Here is a 16,145-nt window from a genome sequence, read left to right as displayed (position 1 = left end):
AATATGACCAAATACAGGAAATGGCCACAAATTACCCTGTCACCCGCATTGCAATCGATTGCAATCCTGCTTTATAGTTGTTCCAAAGTGTCGTCTCACAGGACGGGTACATAAATTGCAATCGTTTGCATTGGCGTGTACCAGACACATCTCAAAATCCAATAAGAATGACGATGAGAGGGAAGTTTTAATGAAGAAGAATCCTCTAGCGCTGGCTATACCTCTTGGGGCCATGCAGCTGGGCTTCTGGGGCTATGCCACAGCCCAGGAAGCCGCTTCACCATTGGCGTCTGAAGATAGGGTGATTGAGGAAGTGATCACCACGGGAACCCCAGGTGGTGCCGGTATAAAAAAGCTGGATGCGAGCTTTTCAATCACAACCCTGAGTGACGATGAAATCGGTAAAGCTTCCCCGTCTAGTACTGCAGATTTGCTGAAGTCTATCCCAGGTCTTTGGGTTGAAAGCTCTGGCGGGGTATCTGGCGCAAACATTGATGTACGGGGATTTCCGGGCGGCAGTGACGCGCCGTTTGTTACGGTCTCTATGAATGGCTTGCCACTTTACCCGGCACCGACTCTTTCTTTCATGGAAAACTCTTCTCTATTCCGGGTGGATGAGACTATCCAGCGCGTAGAAGGCCTGCGCGGTGGCCCTAACCCGGTTTACTCTAACGGCCAGCCGGGCCTCACGACCAATTTCATTTTGAAAGAGGGGACCGAAGAGACCGAGGGTCGCTTTAAATACACCACTTCGGACTATGACCTTCAAAGGGCTGATGCCCTTCTGACCGGGAAGCTCAGCGAAGATGTGTACTACATGATGGGTGGGTATGTGAGTTCTTCTCCCGGTATTCGCGATGCCGGTTTTGATGCGGAAGAAGGTCACCAGTTCACCTTGCACCTGACTAAAGAGATGGACAACGGCAAAGCCGGTTTCTACGTACGAGATACTAAAGATACTGGCACCTGGTATCTGCCAAATGCTTCCTTCCTGGCAACTGACTACACCCAAGTGGGTCCCAGCAATCGCAAGGTTTCAGTACCCATTTCCCAGGCCGACGGAAATGGTGGCTCTGAAACGCGCTGGGAAACTTTTGATATGGGAGAAGGCCGTGGTTGGGACGGCAGCGTAGCTGGTGCCTACCTTGAGCTGGACCTGGGCAATGGTTGGAGTCTTACTGAGCGTTTTGGTTTGACCAGCGGTAATGCCGATACTTTAGGCTTTGTTCCCAATGGTCGTCCTGTATTACCCAGTGAGTTGCGATACGACGATGGTACAAGCGTGACTTCAGCTACTACCGTGTCTGGGGCTGAGGTCAGTAATGATACTTTGTTGCAGCAATTCGGTGCTTGGGTAGTACGAAAAGATATTGAGGCAACGACCAACGATATCAGCCTAGCCAAAGAGTGGGATGACTTTAAGGTAACCGCAGGCTATTACACTTCTAGTTGGGAAGTTGATGAGTGGTGGAGTCTTGGAAACCAAGCGTACTATGTGCTAGGCCATGATGGTGAGCAAGTTGCTGGCGATATTTCTTGTGATGATAAAGAACTCGACCCAGTTCTCTGTTGGAGCCATGATCTTGAAGCGGTAGGTGATGCCCGAGAAAACGCATTCTACATTGCAGGTGAGTTTTACCTGGGCGATTTCACTTTTGATTTGGGTGTGCGCTCTGCAAATCGTGAAACAAACTACTCAGTAGATGAAGGTGTTCGTGATGGTATTTTTAACACCTATAAGGCGGATGAAGAGGGTACTGCCTATACAGCTGCAGTAGATTGGGCCTTCGCTGAGAACATGGGGGCTTTCTTCCGTATAAATTCAGGCTTCAAATTTGCGGACTTTGATAATTATCGCGAGTTTGGCGAGAGCTTCCGCGCGGGTTCCGATCTGATTATCGATATCGACCAATATGAGCTGGGCTACAAGCTGCAGGATCAAGACTACTCGCTGTTTGCCACCCTTTTCTACAATGAAACCCAGGGAATGCCTGATTGCATTATTGGTAGCACCACATGCGCCCGCCTGGAAACAGAGGCGTTGGGTCTTGAGCTGGATGGCAAGGCCCACTGGGGTGACTTCACTTTGGGCCTGAATGCAACTTTGCAGAAGCCAGAAATCACCAGTGGTGACTTTAAAGGCAATCAAGTGATGCGCCAGCCCGAGTACCAAGTACGCCTAAGCCAGAACTACGATTTCACGATCAACAATATTGATATGGCAGTGTTTGGTGGCGTAAGCCGAGTAGGTGATCGTTTCAATGACAGTAAAAACTCGGTGACGCTGCCGGGTTATACCAAGGTTGATTTTGGAGCAGTGGCTTACTTAAGCGATATTACCGTTCAGCTTGCACTGGATAACCTCACCGATGAGGAGGGCATTACCGAGGGAGATCCAAGGGATCCTCAGGCAACCAATGTTCGTTATATCCTGCCGCGCAATATCAAGTTAAGCATCGCTTACGACTTCTAGTTTAACTCAAACCTCTCCCGCAGGTTTTCTGAGCTTTGCCGCACAATTCCTATTGTGCGGCTTTTTTATGCCTGCCTTCTTGCCACTTGTCTATAAAATGCCTGGATTGGTCGAACTTTCAGCATTATTAAGATTGATTATTGTCCCTAGCAATTATTGAGACTCTTATAAAGTAAATATTATAGTGATTTCCCTGGCATAGTTTTTCTGGGATAGTGCCTGTAGATGTTGCTGGATAAATTGGTAAGTTGTACGAGTTGTTCTTTCGGCAGGCATATTGTTCAGTTAAATATGCAGCATTAAGAACTACGTCTGTGTCGGGTAAATAGTGTTATTTGATTTAGGTGAATGAGGGATAGGAGTTACTGGTTTGACAATAGTTTGGGTGCCGATACTCACCGTAGATATTATGTAAGCTATAAATTCCAAGGAAGATTATGAAAATTTATACCGCATTTCTTCTCAGTGTTCTTTGTTGCTCAGTTTGGGCGCATGATGAGCATAAATATGAGTTTGTTACCATCGGAGGGAATTCAATATCCTATCTTTGTAAAGAGGAGGGTGAGGGGAAAAAAGTAGTATTGATGGTTTCAGGTATGGGGTTAGATGCCCATAGTACCTATAAAAATACCTTTCATAAATTCTCTTCTAATGATTTTATGCTTTGTATCTACGATCGGCCTGGAGCTGGAAAAAGTGTGCATGCTGTTCCAAAAGTTAGATCGATGGATGCGCTTTCTGCTGAGCTTGAGGCCTTCGTGGAGTTTAAAAAATGGGATTCCGTAGTTCTTGTGGCCCACTCATTTGGTGGTTTAGTAGCAAGGGCATTTGCAAGTGAAAACCCCAGTAGGGTGTCTGCCCTTCTATTTGTGGATTCCGCCCATGAATCCTGGTACGGAAACCTGAAGTCTTCTTTATCCAAGGAGGGCTGGGCAACGATGCAGTGGATTATGGCGTGGGAAAAGTAAAAGCATTCCTTCGAAGATTTTGCAGAGTCTGCATCAAAACCAGAGCGTTATAAGTTAAAGAAAGAGATTCCAATCACGGTTATGAGTAGAGGGTTGCCACATACCGCAATTCGTCAGACTAAAATGAGTTATGCAGATGTAGATGCTTATAACAGGACTTGGGATCAGTCGCAAATTGAACTCACCAAGATTAGTGACAACGCCAAGCATGTAATTATGAAATACTCCTCGCATCTGTACGATGAAACCGATCCGTGGATTGTACTTGAAGAGCTGAATCAACTTTTATCTAAAGTTAAGGCTTCCCCAGAAGAAGGCCTGGGACGTAGGACATCAAACTAAAGTTTGATGCTATTAAAGAATCCCGGGCTCAATTTTGGTGAGAATTTTTATTTTTAAATGTGCTCAGGGTTGATCTGGTAATGTGCTGCCCCTAAATAGGGTAATTTTCAAATTAAGCCTGAACCAATAGGTGGGACGGTTTTCATGGTGCGGGCTTAATAAGTAGTGCCCACTTGCAATGACCTGCCAAAGAGTACCTGTGATCAAGATGTAAACTGGGTCAAAATAATGTGAATCGCGACTCAGTCCTAAAGAGTTAAGCCTGTATTCCTCTGTTGGCACTTCCTGTCTCAGGTGAATGGTTTAGTTGTACGTCAACTTTTCTTGGCTATTAAATCCAATTGCCTCGGTTTAATTAAAAAAGAAGCCTAGTCATCAACTTAGATTACACTTCTATAGCACCAGAACACTATTTTCTGTAAAGATCCCAATTTCAGTTCAATAAGAGGGTTGCATGTCTATTGATCTTATCGATGCACAGGTTTCATCTACAGGGCAGTTTGAGATCCTATCCAAGTATGAAATTAATCGGCTTAGTAGCGAGAGCCGTGGTTCACAATACCAAACCTTTAGAAACTGCTCACTAGCGGTACTAAATAGTGGCGGTTTTATGGATGATGGTAAGGAGCTTCTGGAAACCTTTGCTAATTTTGATATCTCTGTTGTCCCCACAGAACGCAGTATAAAACTACAGCTTAGAAACGCCCCGGCCAGTGCTTTTGTTGATGGAAAAATTATCAGTGGTATTGCAGAGCATTTGTTTGCGGTATTGAGAGATATTATTTATGTAAATAGTGAAATTACCGGCAGTAAGTTACATGACTTAACATCTTCTCAGGGTATTACCGATGCGGTTTTTCATATTATGAGAAATGCCGGTACCTTCGATAGAGTCCGCACGCCTAGGCTAGTAGTATGCTGGGGAGGGCACTCAATCTTATCTGAAGAGTACGATTACACTAAGCAGGTCGGTTATGAGTTGGCTCTGCGCCACCTTGATATTTGTACCGGTTGTGGGCCGGGAGCAATGAAGGGGCCAATGAAAGGTGCCACAATAGGCCATGCCAAGCAGCGCGATCGCCATGGCCAGTACCTTGGTGTTACCGAACCCGGTATTATTGCTGCAGAGGCACCAAATGCAATCGTCAATCAACTGGTTATTCTCCCAGATATTGAAAAACGTTTAGAAGCTTTTGTGCGTACAGGCCATGGCATTGTGGTTTTCCCAGGGGGGGCAGGTACTGCTGAGGAGATCATCTATCTCCTGGGGATACTCCTACACGAAGAAAATAAGGATCAACCATTCCCTGTTATCTTCACCGGCCCACCTAGTGCAACGGAATATTTTGTTCGTATTGATGAATTTATCGCCTCAACTTTGGGTAAGGAAGCTCGTTCAAGATACCAAATTATTATTGATAACCCACAGGAAGTGGCTAGACAAATGTCGGTAGGCATACAAGAGGTCAAGTCCTTCCGCAAAGCAACGGATGACGCCTACTATTTTAACTGGAAGTTAAAAGTCGCTAACGAATTTCAGCAGCCGTTTATACCAACTCATGAAAGTATGCTGAACCTCGCCTTACATAAAAGCCAAGAACCTTATCTATTAGCCGCCAACCTGCGACGTGCATTCTCTGGCGTCGTATCTGGTAATGTGAAAAATGAAGGGATTCGGATGGTTGAGGAGTATGGACCTTATGAGCTGCGTGGTGATTCGAGCATTATGCGCAGCATTGATATTATGCTGGAGTCTTTTGTGAAACAGCAGAGAATGAAGCTGCCGGGTAAAGAGTATGTTCCCTGCTATAAGGTAATTTCCAAGTAGTTTCAGAGTTTTCTATCATAAATAGTAATGTGCAAAGGAATGCTAGGTGGGGTAAGGCTCTTTACAATGCTGCCCTCTATTTAAGAAGGCCTCTGGAAAAATAATTATTATGTACAGAAAAAATTACACTCCCCTTGTGAGTTTGCTGTGTAACCTAGGTATAAGAAGATTTTTATTTTGACCGGTTAGCTGTTAATAAGGATTTATATGAAAGACCATAACTATTACAACAAGATTTGCGAAGGTAAACTTCCAGGGCTTCTCGGGATTGAACTTGTGAAAGTTGCTGAGGGCGAGATCCATGCAGAGATGAGAATTTTGGAGTCTCATCTGGCACCTAATGACTACTTGCATGCTGGTAGCGTCGTTTCTTTGGCCGATACGGCCTGTGGCATTGGTTGCTTGGCGAACTTACCAGAAAAGGCTTCTGGCTTTACTACTGTTGAACTGAAGTCGAATCATCTGGGAACAGTTCGGGATGGGGTTGTTCTTTGTGCTGCAACACCTGTTCATAAGGGGCGGACCACTCAGGTATGGGATGCTTCTGTAGTTTGTAAGAGTACGGGTAAAAAGTTAGCATTGTTTCGCTGCACGCAATTGATTTTATACCCGTGACTGAGGATTGCCCCTAGCTTGAACAGCAGTACTTATTTGCAGGGGCTCCTTATGGAAGTTATATTCTTACCATATTGGGAGGATGATCGATCAGAGTCACTCTTCCCTTGCCTTATAAGAATAACCCGCTGGTGCTTTTCTAATGCTTCGTCCATTTCTACTTGCTCTAATATTTCTCTCTTTAGTTTTTCCCGTTCTCGCAGAAGAAAAGGCATCTGACCAGTTAGATAGTTGGCGATTGGTGAGCTTTAAAAATGAGCCGTTATTGAATTTACATCTATATTTGTATGAATTGGCAAGAGATAAAAATCTATATGCGGCTCTAAAGAAGGAGGAGGGCATTGTTGCTGATCACTTGTACCTCTTCGAGAGGGCGATCAATGATTATATTACACATGGGGCTGAACAAAATATTAATATTATTCGGTCTAGCGGGGAAGTGGCAGATCTGACAGCCCTGCTTTTACCAGGTGCTCCTGTCGATTCTGAATCAGTTAATAATAACTTATATGTTCATTTGCAGGAGCTTTCCACTCTTTATAATGAGCAAATGTGGGGTTTGCATAGAGAGAGTAACTTTAGGTGGTATCTAAGTTTACGGGAGAAGCTGGATGTGTATGGTGACCCAATTGCTAGCCGGCTCGAAGACCTCTTTGGTGAAAAACTGCTAGTAAATGCGCATACAGTAAATATTGTCTATAAGCCTGGTATGCGACAGGGAGCTACCACTTCAGGAAGAAGTTCTCAAACCATTATCAATAGTACCTATTCAGATTACTCAGGCTGGCTTGCATTAGAAATGTTTTTTCATGAGTTAACACATGCTAACAGTGTGAATCGCAAAAGCAAACTTCAAGGGATAATCAGCAGTGAGTTTGATAAATATGACTTAAAGGCTCATAAACATATTTGGCATCCAATTCAATTTTATACAGTTGGTGAAGTTGTTAGAAGAGTTATTTCAGAGGAAGAGCCAAATTTCACAGATTACGCAACACTGAACGGTTTATATGTTGGGCGCTGGAATTATAAATCCCTTCTTGATAAGTATTGGATGCCTTACTTGAATGGTTTGGTTTCAATGGACGAGGCGATAGCTAATATTGCCAAAAATCTGTCAAAAGAAAAACGTGAGAATTAAGTGCCTCTTTGGTTGGGATCAATTTTAAGGTTATTGTTAATTTCATTATGGGTTTTAAAGGAATAGTCATGCAGCCTATCAAATTATCTGAACACCCTGAAGGGGGGAGATTTCTTGAAGTGTTCAGGTCCAATGCAGTGGTGACCAATAACAAAGGGCAGAGAAGATCAGCGCTCACTCACATTTATTTTTCATTAGATAAAGGCGAGGTAAGCCGATTTCATAAAGTGCAATCGGATGAGGTGTGGAATTTATATCAAGGCGCAGGACTCTATCTTTATACTTGGAATGACTTGGATAAGAATGTTCAGAGGATGGAAATTTCGTCCAATAATAATACGTTTTGTCAGGTTGTTCCAGCTGGAACTTGGCAGGCAGCTGAACCTATTGGAAAGACAGTCTTGGTAGGCTGCTCCGTTGGGCCAGGATTTGAATTTGCTGATTTTAGTCTGATTGATCCACAATCGATTGAGGCTAAAAAGTTAATCTCCATAAATTCCGACATGTTGAAGTTTATTTAGTTTTAGATGGGTGGTTGTTCTCATGCAAATGAAGGGGTAAAAGGGGTATCTATAGCATTGTAGGCCATATATTCCTTACTATATTTGGGGGTTGATTGTTGGTTTGGGGTTTATAAGTCTGGGGAAATGGGGGTGGTAATTTTGCTCTATCACACAGTGAATTCTTAGGACAGGCCAGATACTTATTCTGTTTTTTATTTCTTCGAGTAGACGTATTTTCCAAATATGCGATATAGGGTGATTTATCCCCAACCTATTGATTGGTGGCCCTTCCTTTCATATCTCATTTTTGTTGGGTTGGTTTTTGGAAGTAACCTTAGTGCGTGTTAAATATACTGCAGCAGTAAAGCTTAGCTTTAGGGAGAAACTGTTAGTAGTCACTATGGTGTAAACTACCTCTTTACAATATTAGAAAGCAAGTAACGCTGAATAGAAGGAGAGCAATCTTTCTATTCAGCTTGAATATTGATTTTGCAACAGCTCTTACATTTAACTGATTGAAGCTGCGTGGATAGCAGAAAGAAAAAAGTCTTTAGGGGCGAACTCCGACAGGCTACCGACAATAAAATCAGCTTCTCTCAGGGAATTTTCACTCCCCACCCCAACAGCAGTCATTCCCTTGGCGGCTTTGATCGCAGCGACTCCAGCAGCAGCATCCTCAAAGGCAACACAGAGTTCAGGTTCAACTTGTAGGCCTTGCGCTGCTGCGAGGAAAATATCCGGGCAGGGTTTAGGTGCGGACTGTTCTGGATCGGCAATTGTTGAGAAGTAATGTGATATCTCCAATGCTTGCAAAACGGCCGGCGCATTCTTACTGGCTGATGCCAGGGCAATGGGGATTTGTTTCTCGTTTAACCAGGCGAGAAGCTCCCCAGCACCGGGCAGTAGATCTTTTGGAGATAAGCTGCGAATCAGTTTCTGATAATAACTATTCTTTCTGCTAGCTAGATCGATCTTTTCCTTTTCACTAAACTGATCGCTCTCTTCCCCAAGAATCACTTCCAGTGAGGCCATACGCTCCAGCCCCTTAAGCCTTTCACTGGTATCTTCAGCCCATGGGCGTTTGAGTTCTTGGGCCAGTTGGTGCCAGGCTTTCAGGTGTAGTCGTGCGGTATCAGCGAGTACACCATCCAGATCAAAAATTGCTGCACGATAGATCACTGTGTTACCTCCACTGGTGGTGCTATCTCAAATGTTTGGGTTTCGCCTGCTGCGAGAAATACGGGTTTATGGACGTGATGAAGGTTGATGGGCTCGCCAGTTATCAGGGTATAGCTGGCATTACTGCAATTGATGTCCACTTCCAGGGTGCGACCACGGAATTGCAGGCGGAACCGATAACCTTCCATACCCTCGGGTACAAACGGGGCGAAGCGCAATTCGGTACCACGCAGGCGCATACCGGCAAAGCCCTGCACCATGCACATCCAGGTGCCGCCCATACAGGCAGTATGGATACCGTGCTGGGTATTATTGTGGTGATTGTCCAGGTCCATTCGTGCTACTTGCTGGAAGTAGTCGAGCGCTTTTTCCGGGTATCCCACCTCGCTGGCAATAATGCTGTGGATGCAGGCGGATAGGGTAGAATCGTGCGTAGTGAGTGGTTCGTAAAAGTCGAAGTCGCGGCGTTTTTGTTCAATGGAAAACTCGGAACTTTCGAGCAATAGTCCCAAGACTACATCTGCCTGCTTGCAAACCTGGTGTCGATAAATTACCAGTGGATGGTAGTGCAGTAGCAGGGGGTAATGATTTGCCGGTGTTTGCTCAAAGTCCCACACTGGCTTGTCGAGGAAGCCATCATCCTGCGGGTGAATACCTTGGGATTGGTCGTAGGGGAGGTACATGGCCTTTGCGGCTTTTGCCCAAAGCATGGGTTCCTGTGGGCCCAGTTGTATACGTTGGGCCAAGGCCAGGCACGCTTCTGGATCAAAGGATTGCAGCCACTGGTATACCTCTGCAGCATACTCCAAATGCGCACGGGCCATCAGGTTGGTATAGAAGTTGTTATCTACCAACGCGGTATATTCATCCGGGCCAGTGACTTCATTAATACAAAATTGGTTGTTGCGGCGAGGATTGAAGTGGCCGATTTCCATCCATAGGCGGGCCCCCTCAATAACCAGCTCCGCCCCTTTTTCCCGCAGAAACTCCGTATCACCAGTGACTCGGCTGTAGTGGCGCACTGCATAGGCGATATCCGCATTGATATGAAACTGGGCGGTGCCGGCAGGGTAGTATGCAGAGCACTCCTCCCCGCCAATGGTGCGCCAGGGAAAGAGGGCGCCCTTGCTGATCGCCAGCTCTCGGGCACGGGCGCGGGCCGCATCCAGGATCGAATGGCGATACTCCAGCAGGTGGCGGGCCATATTGGGCTGGGTGTAGAGAAAAAACGGCAATACATAGATTTCTGTATCCCAGAAGTAATGGCCGTCGTAACCATCTCCCGAGAGCCCTTTAGCAGCGATATTCGTACGTCCATCCCTGCCCAGGGATTGGAATAGGTGGAAAAGATTAAATCGAATACCTTGCTGTAGACTGTCGTTGCCAAGTACCTGGATATCGGATTCTTGCCAGAATTTATCCATCTCTATGCGTTGAGCCTTGGCATATTCGGCAAAACTTTTATTGGCGCTAAGTTCAAGGTATTGGCGAAGTGATCCAGCTTCAATCGGCTCAGCCCTTTGCTCTGCGAAGTAGGCTAGGTATTTGGTCAGGCCTATGGGTTTACCCCGTTGGGCAACACATCGGTATTCGGTGGCTACTCGGTTTTCATGGCGCAGATTAGTCATTGTGTGGCCCGCACTGGCCTGCAGCCGGTGAGTGGCGGCACAGCGAATCTCATAGCCACTGCTTCTAACTGAGAGTGCCAGTGCCAAGTAGTCACCATCGGCGACGTTATTCAGCCATTGGATATCCCCTTGGTCAATGGGGGAAGCCAGGCGTGGATCGTCACTGCGCTCGGCTTGGTCGAGATTGCCATCCAGCCCCGTTAACAAGCGTATCTCCCCACCAAAATCCAGTGGAGTGATTTCAACATGGATGAGCACTAGGTGTTTTTCAGTTAGGCAGATTTGGCGCTGGGTTTTGAGCCTGAGGGTTTTTCCAAGAGGTGAACGCCAGGTAAGGCTGCGCGCAAGGGTTGCGTTGGCCATATCCAGATGGCGCTCATACTCGAGTATTTCACCCTCAGCGAGGTTGAAACGCTCTCCATCAACCCAGATTTGAATACCCTTGCCGTCCGGTACTGTTAGCATGCGCTGATTATTGCGGGCGTAGCCGTAAGCAGCTTCGCCGTAGCGAATAGGTTCACTGGCATAGACCCCATTGAGGTAACAGCCATCAGAAAAGGGCTCGGGATCAAAGCCTTCCTCAAAGGTGCCTCTCAGGCCAATAAAACCATTGCCCAGGGAGAATAGGGTGGCGTTAAGAGGGTAGTCATCCGCTTGAAACTCTCTTTCCAGCAGGCCCCAGGGGTGAATTTCAAGCTTATGTTGTTGTTCTTTCTTCATACCACTTACATAGAAACTGATGGTTAGGTGCTTTGCCAAAGTAATTAGTACTTCGGGCAACTTCCTGCAGTCTATCGCTTGTACACATTGGAATGCAATCGATTGCAAATTAGGGGTAAAAAATCTCCTTGTACGGTAACTATGTGCTATCTGTAGGTGTAAATATTCATTAACTTATTGATAACAAAGAATTTATTGGCATTGTTGTTATCTAGAAACTACTAGTCTGACCGGCGATCGCTGAATGGTCTCTATTTGGCAGATTGAAATATTGCAAACGATTGCAATTCTTTTGTGGTAAGTCATACTGCTGAGTTCTGGGGGCGTGAAAATTTACAGTCATCAACCCACACTTAGAGATCAAAAAATGTACAATAACAGGCTGGTACGGCTGTACGCCTGAGCCATAGACCGATAAAGATTTCCTTATGAACAATCAGCGCATACTGCTTTCCCTATTCGCCATCTACTTTGTGTTCGCCATTCTCTTGAACAGTGTCGGCACTGTGATACTGCAGGTGATTAATACTTACGGCGTGAGTAAATCTGCAGCCAGTGTATTGGAGGGCTTTAAGGATATCCCCATCGGCATCGTATCTTTTCTGGTGGCTTCGCAACTGCCGCGTTTCGGATTTAAGCGGGCCATGCTGATGGGGCTCGCTATTGTTACGGGGGCTTGTATTGCCATGCCCCTACTGCCAGGTTTCTGGACAGCAAAATTACTGTTCCTTTCGGTGGGAGTCGCATTTGCCTTGGTGAAGGTCGCGGTTTATTCAACTGTGGGCTTGTTAACCCGTGGTCCAAATGAACATGCGAGTATGGTGAATACCCTGGAGGGGGTATTTATGGTGGGGGTTCTTGGTGGGTATTGGCTGTTTAGTGCCTTTATCGACTCTGCCAATCCAGGTTCTACAGCTTGGCTGAGTGTCTATTGGGTGCTGGCTGCGATTTGTCTGTTTGCCTTTATTTTATTGTCGCTGACAAAAATGGATGAGTCGGGTACCCGGGTTGAGGGCACCAGTCCACGGCAGGATTTCTGGGCAATGATAAAATTGATGGCCAAGCCCTTGGTTTATATTTATGTAATTTCCGTTTTTATCTATGTCTTGATCGAACAGGGTATCGGCAGCTGGCTGCCCACGTTTAACAATGAAATTTTGAAGTTACCAGCGGCGATGAGCGTCCAGGCTGCCAGTATTTTTGCCGCAGGGCTCGCCTTGGGCCGCTTGGGAGCAGGGGCTATTATGCGGCGTTTACACTGGTACCCAGTGCTGAATGTCTGCCTGCTGGCAATGGCATTACTGGTGGTACTGACTCTGCCGCTATCCAGTGATGTGCAGGCCAACCCGGATATCAACTGGTTCAATGCGCCGATTGCGGCCTTTATTCTGCCTCTGATTGGCCTGTTTATGGCCCCCATTTATCCGGCAATCAACTCGGTGATGCTAAGTTCACTACCGACCCATCAGCATTCGGCGATGACCGGGCTTCTGGTGATTTTTTCTGCGCTAGGGGGCACTACCGGTTCACTGATTACGGGTTCGGTTTTTGAAGCCTTTGATGGTCAGGTGGCCTTTTACTTATCACTGGTGCCGATCTCGGTAATTCTAGTCAGCTTGTTCTTTTTCCGTAGGGCTGTGGAAGGGCGAGAAGTTGGGGCCTCAGCTAAGTTGACGGTTTGAGCTATCAGAGTTCATTTTACAAACTCTTGTAGCACGCCTAAGATGGCGTATTTCCCGCGAACAAGGTGAAGTACGCATGCCTAAGGATTCCTCCTCTCCCGTCTCCATGTCCGATATTGCACGGCTAGCGGGAGTTTCTGAATCCACTGTTTCCCGCGCGCTGAATAACAACCCGCTAATCAATGAAAAGACTCGGGAGCGTATTCAGCAAATCGCGCGTAGTATGAATTACAAAATCAACGAGAGTGCACGCAATCTGCGTTTAAAACGCAGCCATACCATTTCTGTCGTCATCAATACCGGAAGCGCCGGAGGCCAGACTTTTTCCGACCCCTTTATGTTGGACATGATTGGCGCGATTGCCGATCGCTTGGCCGAGCACAGATATGATCTACTGTTTTCAAATCGTATCGTTACAAGTGACGATTGGCATGCCTACTTAATGGGGTCTCGCCGCGCCGATGGGGTAATTGTGATTGGACAAGGGGTGGACGACAGCCCCCTGCGTGAACTACAACGCCAGGGCGATCCGTTGGTAGTATGGGGAGGTACTACCAAACCAGATCTCGATTACTGCATTGTAAGTAGTGACAATCAGATGGGAGGGCGCCAGGCCACCGAGCACCTACTCAAGCTGGGACGTCGTAACATCCTCTTTCTTGGTGATACTGCGCACCCCGAAATTTACGGTCGCTACGAGGGGTATAGGGCCGCACTTACCGCAGAGGGGCTGGGTAATAGCGAGCGTCAAATTCAGGTTTCTTTCTCCAGCGAAAGCGGTTATCAATCCATTGCAGACTTGCTAAAAACCGAGAGGTTGAGCTTCGATGCGATTTTCGCCGCAAGTGACAGCATTGCAATGGGAGCCATCAAGGCTTTGCAGAGCCAGGGTTACAAGGTTCCCGACGACATTGCAGTAGTTGGATTTGATGATATCCCCATCGCGCCTTTCTATACGCCCCCACTAACGACTGTGCGCCAGAATATCCAGCGTGGCGGTGAGCTGATGGTGGAGAAGATGATGCAGTTGATCGGTGATAAGACAGCAGAGCCAGCAGTGCTGCCAACCGAACTGGTGGTACGCTCTTCCTGTGGCGCCAACCCTGATTTCCAACCGATCCAGGAATATAGTCAGTAATCAATCTTGGCAGCTCCCCCTGGAGCTGTCTTAAGCGCTCTTGAATTTCTTCTGGTTCTCCAGGCACGCCAGTCTTCCGCCGAGTCCGTTGCTCTACAACCTAATAAGCCAAACTGTCAAAGCAACGATCTTTGCTCTGATAAAAGAGCGCGCTCGGTAGAACTCAATGGCAGATTCCAATACTTTCAAAAGTAAAGAGAGGTTGTTGGCGCTGATTGGCCTCAGCTTCGCTGTATTTTTGGTGGCAAATGATCTAACCATATTCCCCGCCGCCATCCCCACCATTGAGCAAGAGTTTAATTCTGACATTACAAGAGCCCAGTGGATTATCAACGGCTACATCCTCGTATTTGGTGTTCTGATTATCACGGGTGGACGTTTGGCTGATATTTATGGGCGGCGACGCATTTTTTTTATAGGTGCAGGTTTTTTTGCCTTCTTTTCGCTGCTTGCCGCTTTATCCATGGATATTTGGATGCTGCTAGTGTCCAGAGCCTTGATGGGAATTGGTGGGGCGCTGATGTGGCCGGCAATATTGGGGATGGTCTATGAACTCATACCAAAAGAGCGCTCGGGCCTGGCCGGCGGTCTAATCATGGGTGTGTGTGGAATCTCTGACTCCTTTGCCCCAATGTTAGGAGGTTTTTTAACCGAGTTTGCGAGTTGGCGATGGATATTTCTTCTCGATGTTATAGTCGCAGCATTAGTGTGTTTAGGCTGCTTGAAAACGGTCGCTGATGATAAGCCAGAGAAGATTGACGAGCACATTGACTACCTGGGAGTGACGATACTCTCTATTTCTTTGTTTAGCTTGTTAATGGCCTTGGATCTTGTCGTAGAACTGGGCTTTAAAAGTCCGATAGTTGTCCTCTTATTTATCATTAGCGTGTTTTTTCTGGGAGGCTTTACTGCTGTTGAGCGTAATGCCGGAAGTGATGCACTAATTCCCAAAGATGTTATGAGTAACAGGCGTTTCTTTGCGGCATGTGTAGTGACCTTATTGCTTTCAGTAGTCTTCTTTTCTGCGCTTGTATATATTCCACAGTTTCTCACCAAAGTGCGGGGTTATTCCCCAACATTGGCCGGCATTGGGCTGATGCCGATGATGATGGCTTACGGCTTGGTTTCCTATATATCCGGTAGGCTTTACGAAAAAATAGGAGCCAAGGTGATCATAGCGATAGGCTCGGTATTTATCAGTGTAGCAATGTTCATGCTCTCCCATATACAAGTAAATACCAGTTTCCGGGAGTTGATACCAGGCCTATTGGTGCTTGGTGCCGGGGTTGGTTTTTTCTTTTCGACAGTGACTACAGTTGCAGTGACCATTGTTGCTCGCAACCGATCGAGTCTGGCAGGCGGGATTATCTATATGTTCCAGATCGCCGGCGGCGCATTAGGCTTGGGAATGAATACCACCATAATTGCCTTAGCCCCAGATCTCTCAACCGGTATAGACCGAGCTTTCACAATTAATGCCTACTTAGCACTCATTGGGCTGGTGGTATCAGTTTTTTTTGTTGAGGGGGAGCCTCGTAGGGTAGGGAGTACAAAATAAAATATTTAAGAGGGTAGTAGTTCCTTTTATTTTCAGAAAGCCTAAAGCCCCCTTTTTTCTAACAATCAATGTTGTCTGGATATTTATACCAGCGTAAATATTTTTCTGGGAAAAATACCTCTAGGAGGATTCATTCTTAGGTAAACAGTCTTTATAGAGTTAATTGTATAGGGTGAGAGTGTACGAAGAGTTGATACGGAGAAAAACAGCTAGATTTTAGAGTCTATTTCTAATAATGGTTAAAATGCTAGCCTGTATTGTTTGCTTAGTAATTATTAATAGTTCGCCCCACCTTGCGGTAATCTGTCAACATTATAATTACTCTAAATGTTTCCTGTTTAGACAGGAAGTGGCTAGAAACACAGAGGGC

The 16,145-nt window shown here is 46.2% G+C and carries 12 protein-coding genes; 10 read left to right on the top strand and 2 right to left on the bottom strand.

The features are described 5' to 3' along the window. Positions 1-190: 190 nt before the first annotated feature. The 7 genes from ACJJIT_RS11615 to ACJJIT_RS11585 all read left to right on the top strand — a co-directional run bounded on the left by ACJJIT_RS11615 (position 191) and on the right by ACJJIT_RS11585 (position 7,888). Positions 191-2,473 carry a TonB-dependent receptor gene (locus ACJJIT_RS11615; RefSeq protein ID WP_444888703.1) on the top strand — a complete coding sequence of 761 codons (2,283 nt, stop codon included), beginning with the start codon at positions 191-193 and terminating at the stop codon, positions 2,471-2,473. A 437-nt stretch (positions 2,474-2,910) separates the two neighbouring features. Beyond that, positions 2,911-3,441: an alpha/beta fold hydrolase gene (locus ACJJIT_RS11610; RefSeq protein WP_444898486.1), complete on the top strand. Its 531-nt coding sequence runs from the start codon at positions 2,911-2,913 to the stop codon at positions 3,439-3,441. Between the two features lie 81 nt (positions 3,442-3,522). Beyond that, entirely contained in the window at positions 3,523-3,783 is a 261-nt protein-coding gene (locus ACJJIT_RS11605; protein ID WP_444898485.1) for a hypothetical protein, read from the top strand. A 454-nt stretch (positions 3,784-4,237) separates the two neighbouring features. Beyond that, positions 4,238-5,611 carry a nucleotide 5'-monophosphate nucleosidase PpnN gene (gene ppnN / locus ACJJIT_RS11600; protein WP_444885314.1) on the top strand — a complete coding sequence of 458 codons (1,374 nt, stop codon included), beginning with the start codon at positions 4,238-4,240 and terminating at the stop codon, positions 5,609-5,611. Between the two features lie 207 nt (positions 5,612-5,818). Next, entirely contained in the window at positions 5,819-6,226 is a 408-nt protein-coding gene (locus tag ACJJIT_RS11595; protein ID WP_444898484.1) for a PaaI family thioesterase, read from the top strand. A gap of 142 nt (positions 6,227-6,368) precedes the next feature. Continuing rightward, positions 6,369-7,367 carry a hypothetical protein gene (locus ACJJIT_RS11590; RefSeq protein WP_444888706.1) on the top strand — a complete coding sequence of 333 codons (999 nt, stop codon included), beginning with the start codon at positions 6,369-6,371 and terminating at the stop codon, positions 7,365-7,367. Between the two features lie 68 nt (positions 7,368-7,435). Then, positions 7,436-7,888, top strand: a complete 453-nt coding sequence (locus ACJJIT_RS11585) for a cupin domain-containing protein (protein WP_252085504.1) — start codon at positions 7,436-7,438, stop codon at positions 7,886-7,888. Positions 7,889-8,377: 489 nt separating this feature from the next. Here ACJJIT_RS11585 and pgmB read toward each other — a convergent pair whose 3' ends face one another. After that, on the bottom strand, positions 8,378-9,049 hold the full coding sequence (gene pgmB, locus ACJJIT_RS11580; protein WP_444888707.1) for a beta-phosphoglucomutase: 672 nt from the start codon (positions 9,047-9,049) through the stop codon (positions 8,378-8,380). After that, entirely contained in the window at positions 9,046-11,457 is a 2,412-nt protein-coding gene (locus tag ACJJIT_RS11575; protein WP_444898483.1) for a glycoside hydrolase family 65 protein, read from the bottom strand. The genes pgmB and ACJJIT_RS11575 overlap by 4 nt, the downstream gene beginning before the upstream one ends. A gap of 368 nt (positions 11,458-11,825) precedes the next feature. On the opposite strand from ACJJIT_RS11575, the gene ACJJIT_RS11570 reads away from it, so the two are divergent. From ACJJIT_RS11570 to ACJJIT_RS11560, 3 genes are all read left to right on the top strand, one after another. Next, on the top strand, positions 11,826-13,079 hold the full coding sequence (locus ACJJIT_RS11570; protein ID WP_252085507.1) for an MFS transporter: 1,254 nt from the start codon (positions 11,826-11,828) through the stop codon (positions 13,077-13,079). 76 nt (positions 13,080-13,155) lie between these two features. After that, on the top strand, positions 13,156-14,217 hold the full coding sequence (locus tag ACJJIT_RS11565; protein ID WP_444890647.1) for a LacI family DNA-binding transcriptional regulator: 1,062 nt from the start codon (positions 13,156-13,158) through the stop codon (positions 14,215-14,217). A 166-nt stretch (positions 14,218-14,383) separates the two neighbouring features. Continuing rightward, complete coding sequence (locus ACJJIT_RS11560) at positions 14,384-15,775, top strand: MFS transporter (protein ID WP_444890646.1); 1,392 nt, start codon at positions 14,384-14,386, stop codon at positions 15,773-15,775. Positions 15,776-16,145 lie beyond the last annotated feature (370 nt).

The sequence above is a fragment of the Microbulbifer mixtoriginis (SeqCode) genome (assembly GCF_052467515.1).
The sequence above is the reverse complement of the archived record's forward strand: the minus strand, read 5'-3'. Positions and strand labels throughout refer to the sequence as shown.

Excerpts from the sequence above, each read along its gene's own strand:
- ACJJIT_RS11615 (WP_444888703.1), top strand. The coding sequence starts at position 191 with ATGAAGAAGAATCCTCTAGCGCTGGCTATACCTCTTGGGGCCATGCAG.
- ACJJIT_RS11560 (WP_444890646.1), top strand. The coding sequence starts at position 14,384 with ATGGCAGATTCCAATACTTTCAAAAGTAAAGAGAGGTTGTTGGCGCTG.
- ACJJIT_RS11605 (WP_444898485.1), top strand. The coding sequence starts at position 3,523 with ATGAGTAGAGGGTTGCCACATACCGCAATTCGTCAGACTAAAATGAGT.
- ACJJIT_RS11610 (WP_444898486.1), top strand. The coding sequence starts at position 2,911 with ATGAAAATTTATACCGCATTTCTTCTCAGTGTTCTTTGTTGCTCAGTT.
- ACJJIT_RS11585 (WP_252085504.1), top strand. The coding sequence starts at position 7,436 with ATGCAGCCTATCAAATTATCTGAACACCCTGAAGGGGGGAGATTTCTT.
- ACJJIT_RS11565 (WP_444890647.1), top strand. The coding sequence starts at position 13,156 with ATGCCTAAGGATTCCTCCTCTCCCGTCTCCATGTCCGATATTGCACGG.
- ACJJIT_RS11570 (WP_252085507.1), top strand. The coding sequence starts at position 11,826 with ATGAACAATCAGCGCATACTGCTTTCCCTATTCGCCATCTACTTTGTG.
- ACJJIT_RS11590 (WP_444888706.1), top strand. The coding sequence starts at position 6,369 with ATGCTTCGTCCATTTCTACTTGCTCTAATATTTCTCTCTTTAGTTTTT.
- ppnN (WP_444885314.1), top strand. The coding sequence starts at position 4,238 with ATGTCTATTGATCTTATCGATGCACAGGTTTCATCTACAGGGCAGTTT.
- ACJJIT_RS11595 (WP_444898484.1), top strand. The coding sequence starts at position 5,819 with ATGAAAGACCATAACTATTACAACAAGATTTGCGAAGGTAAACTTCCA.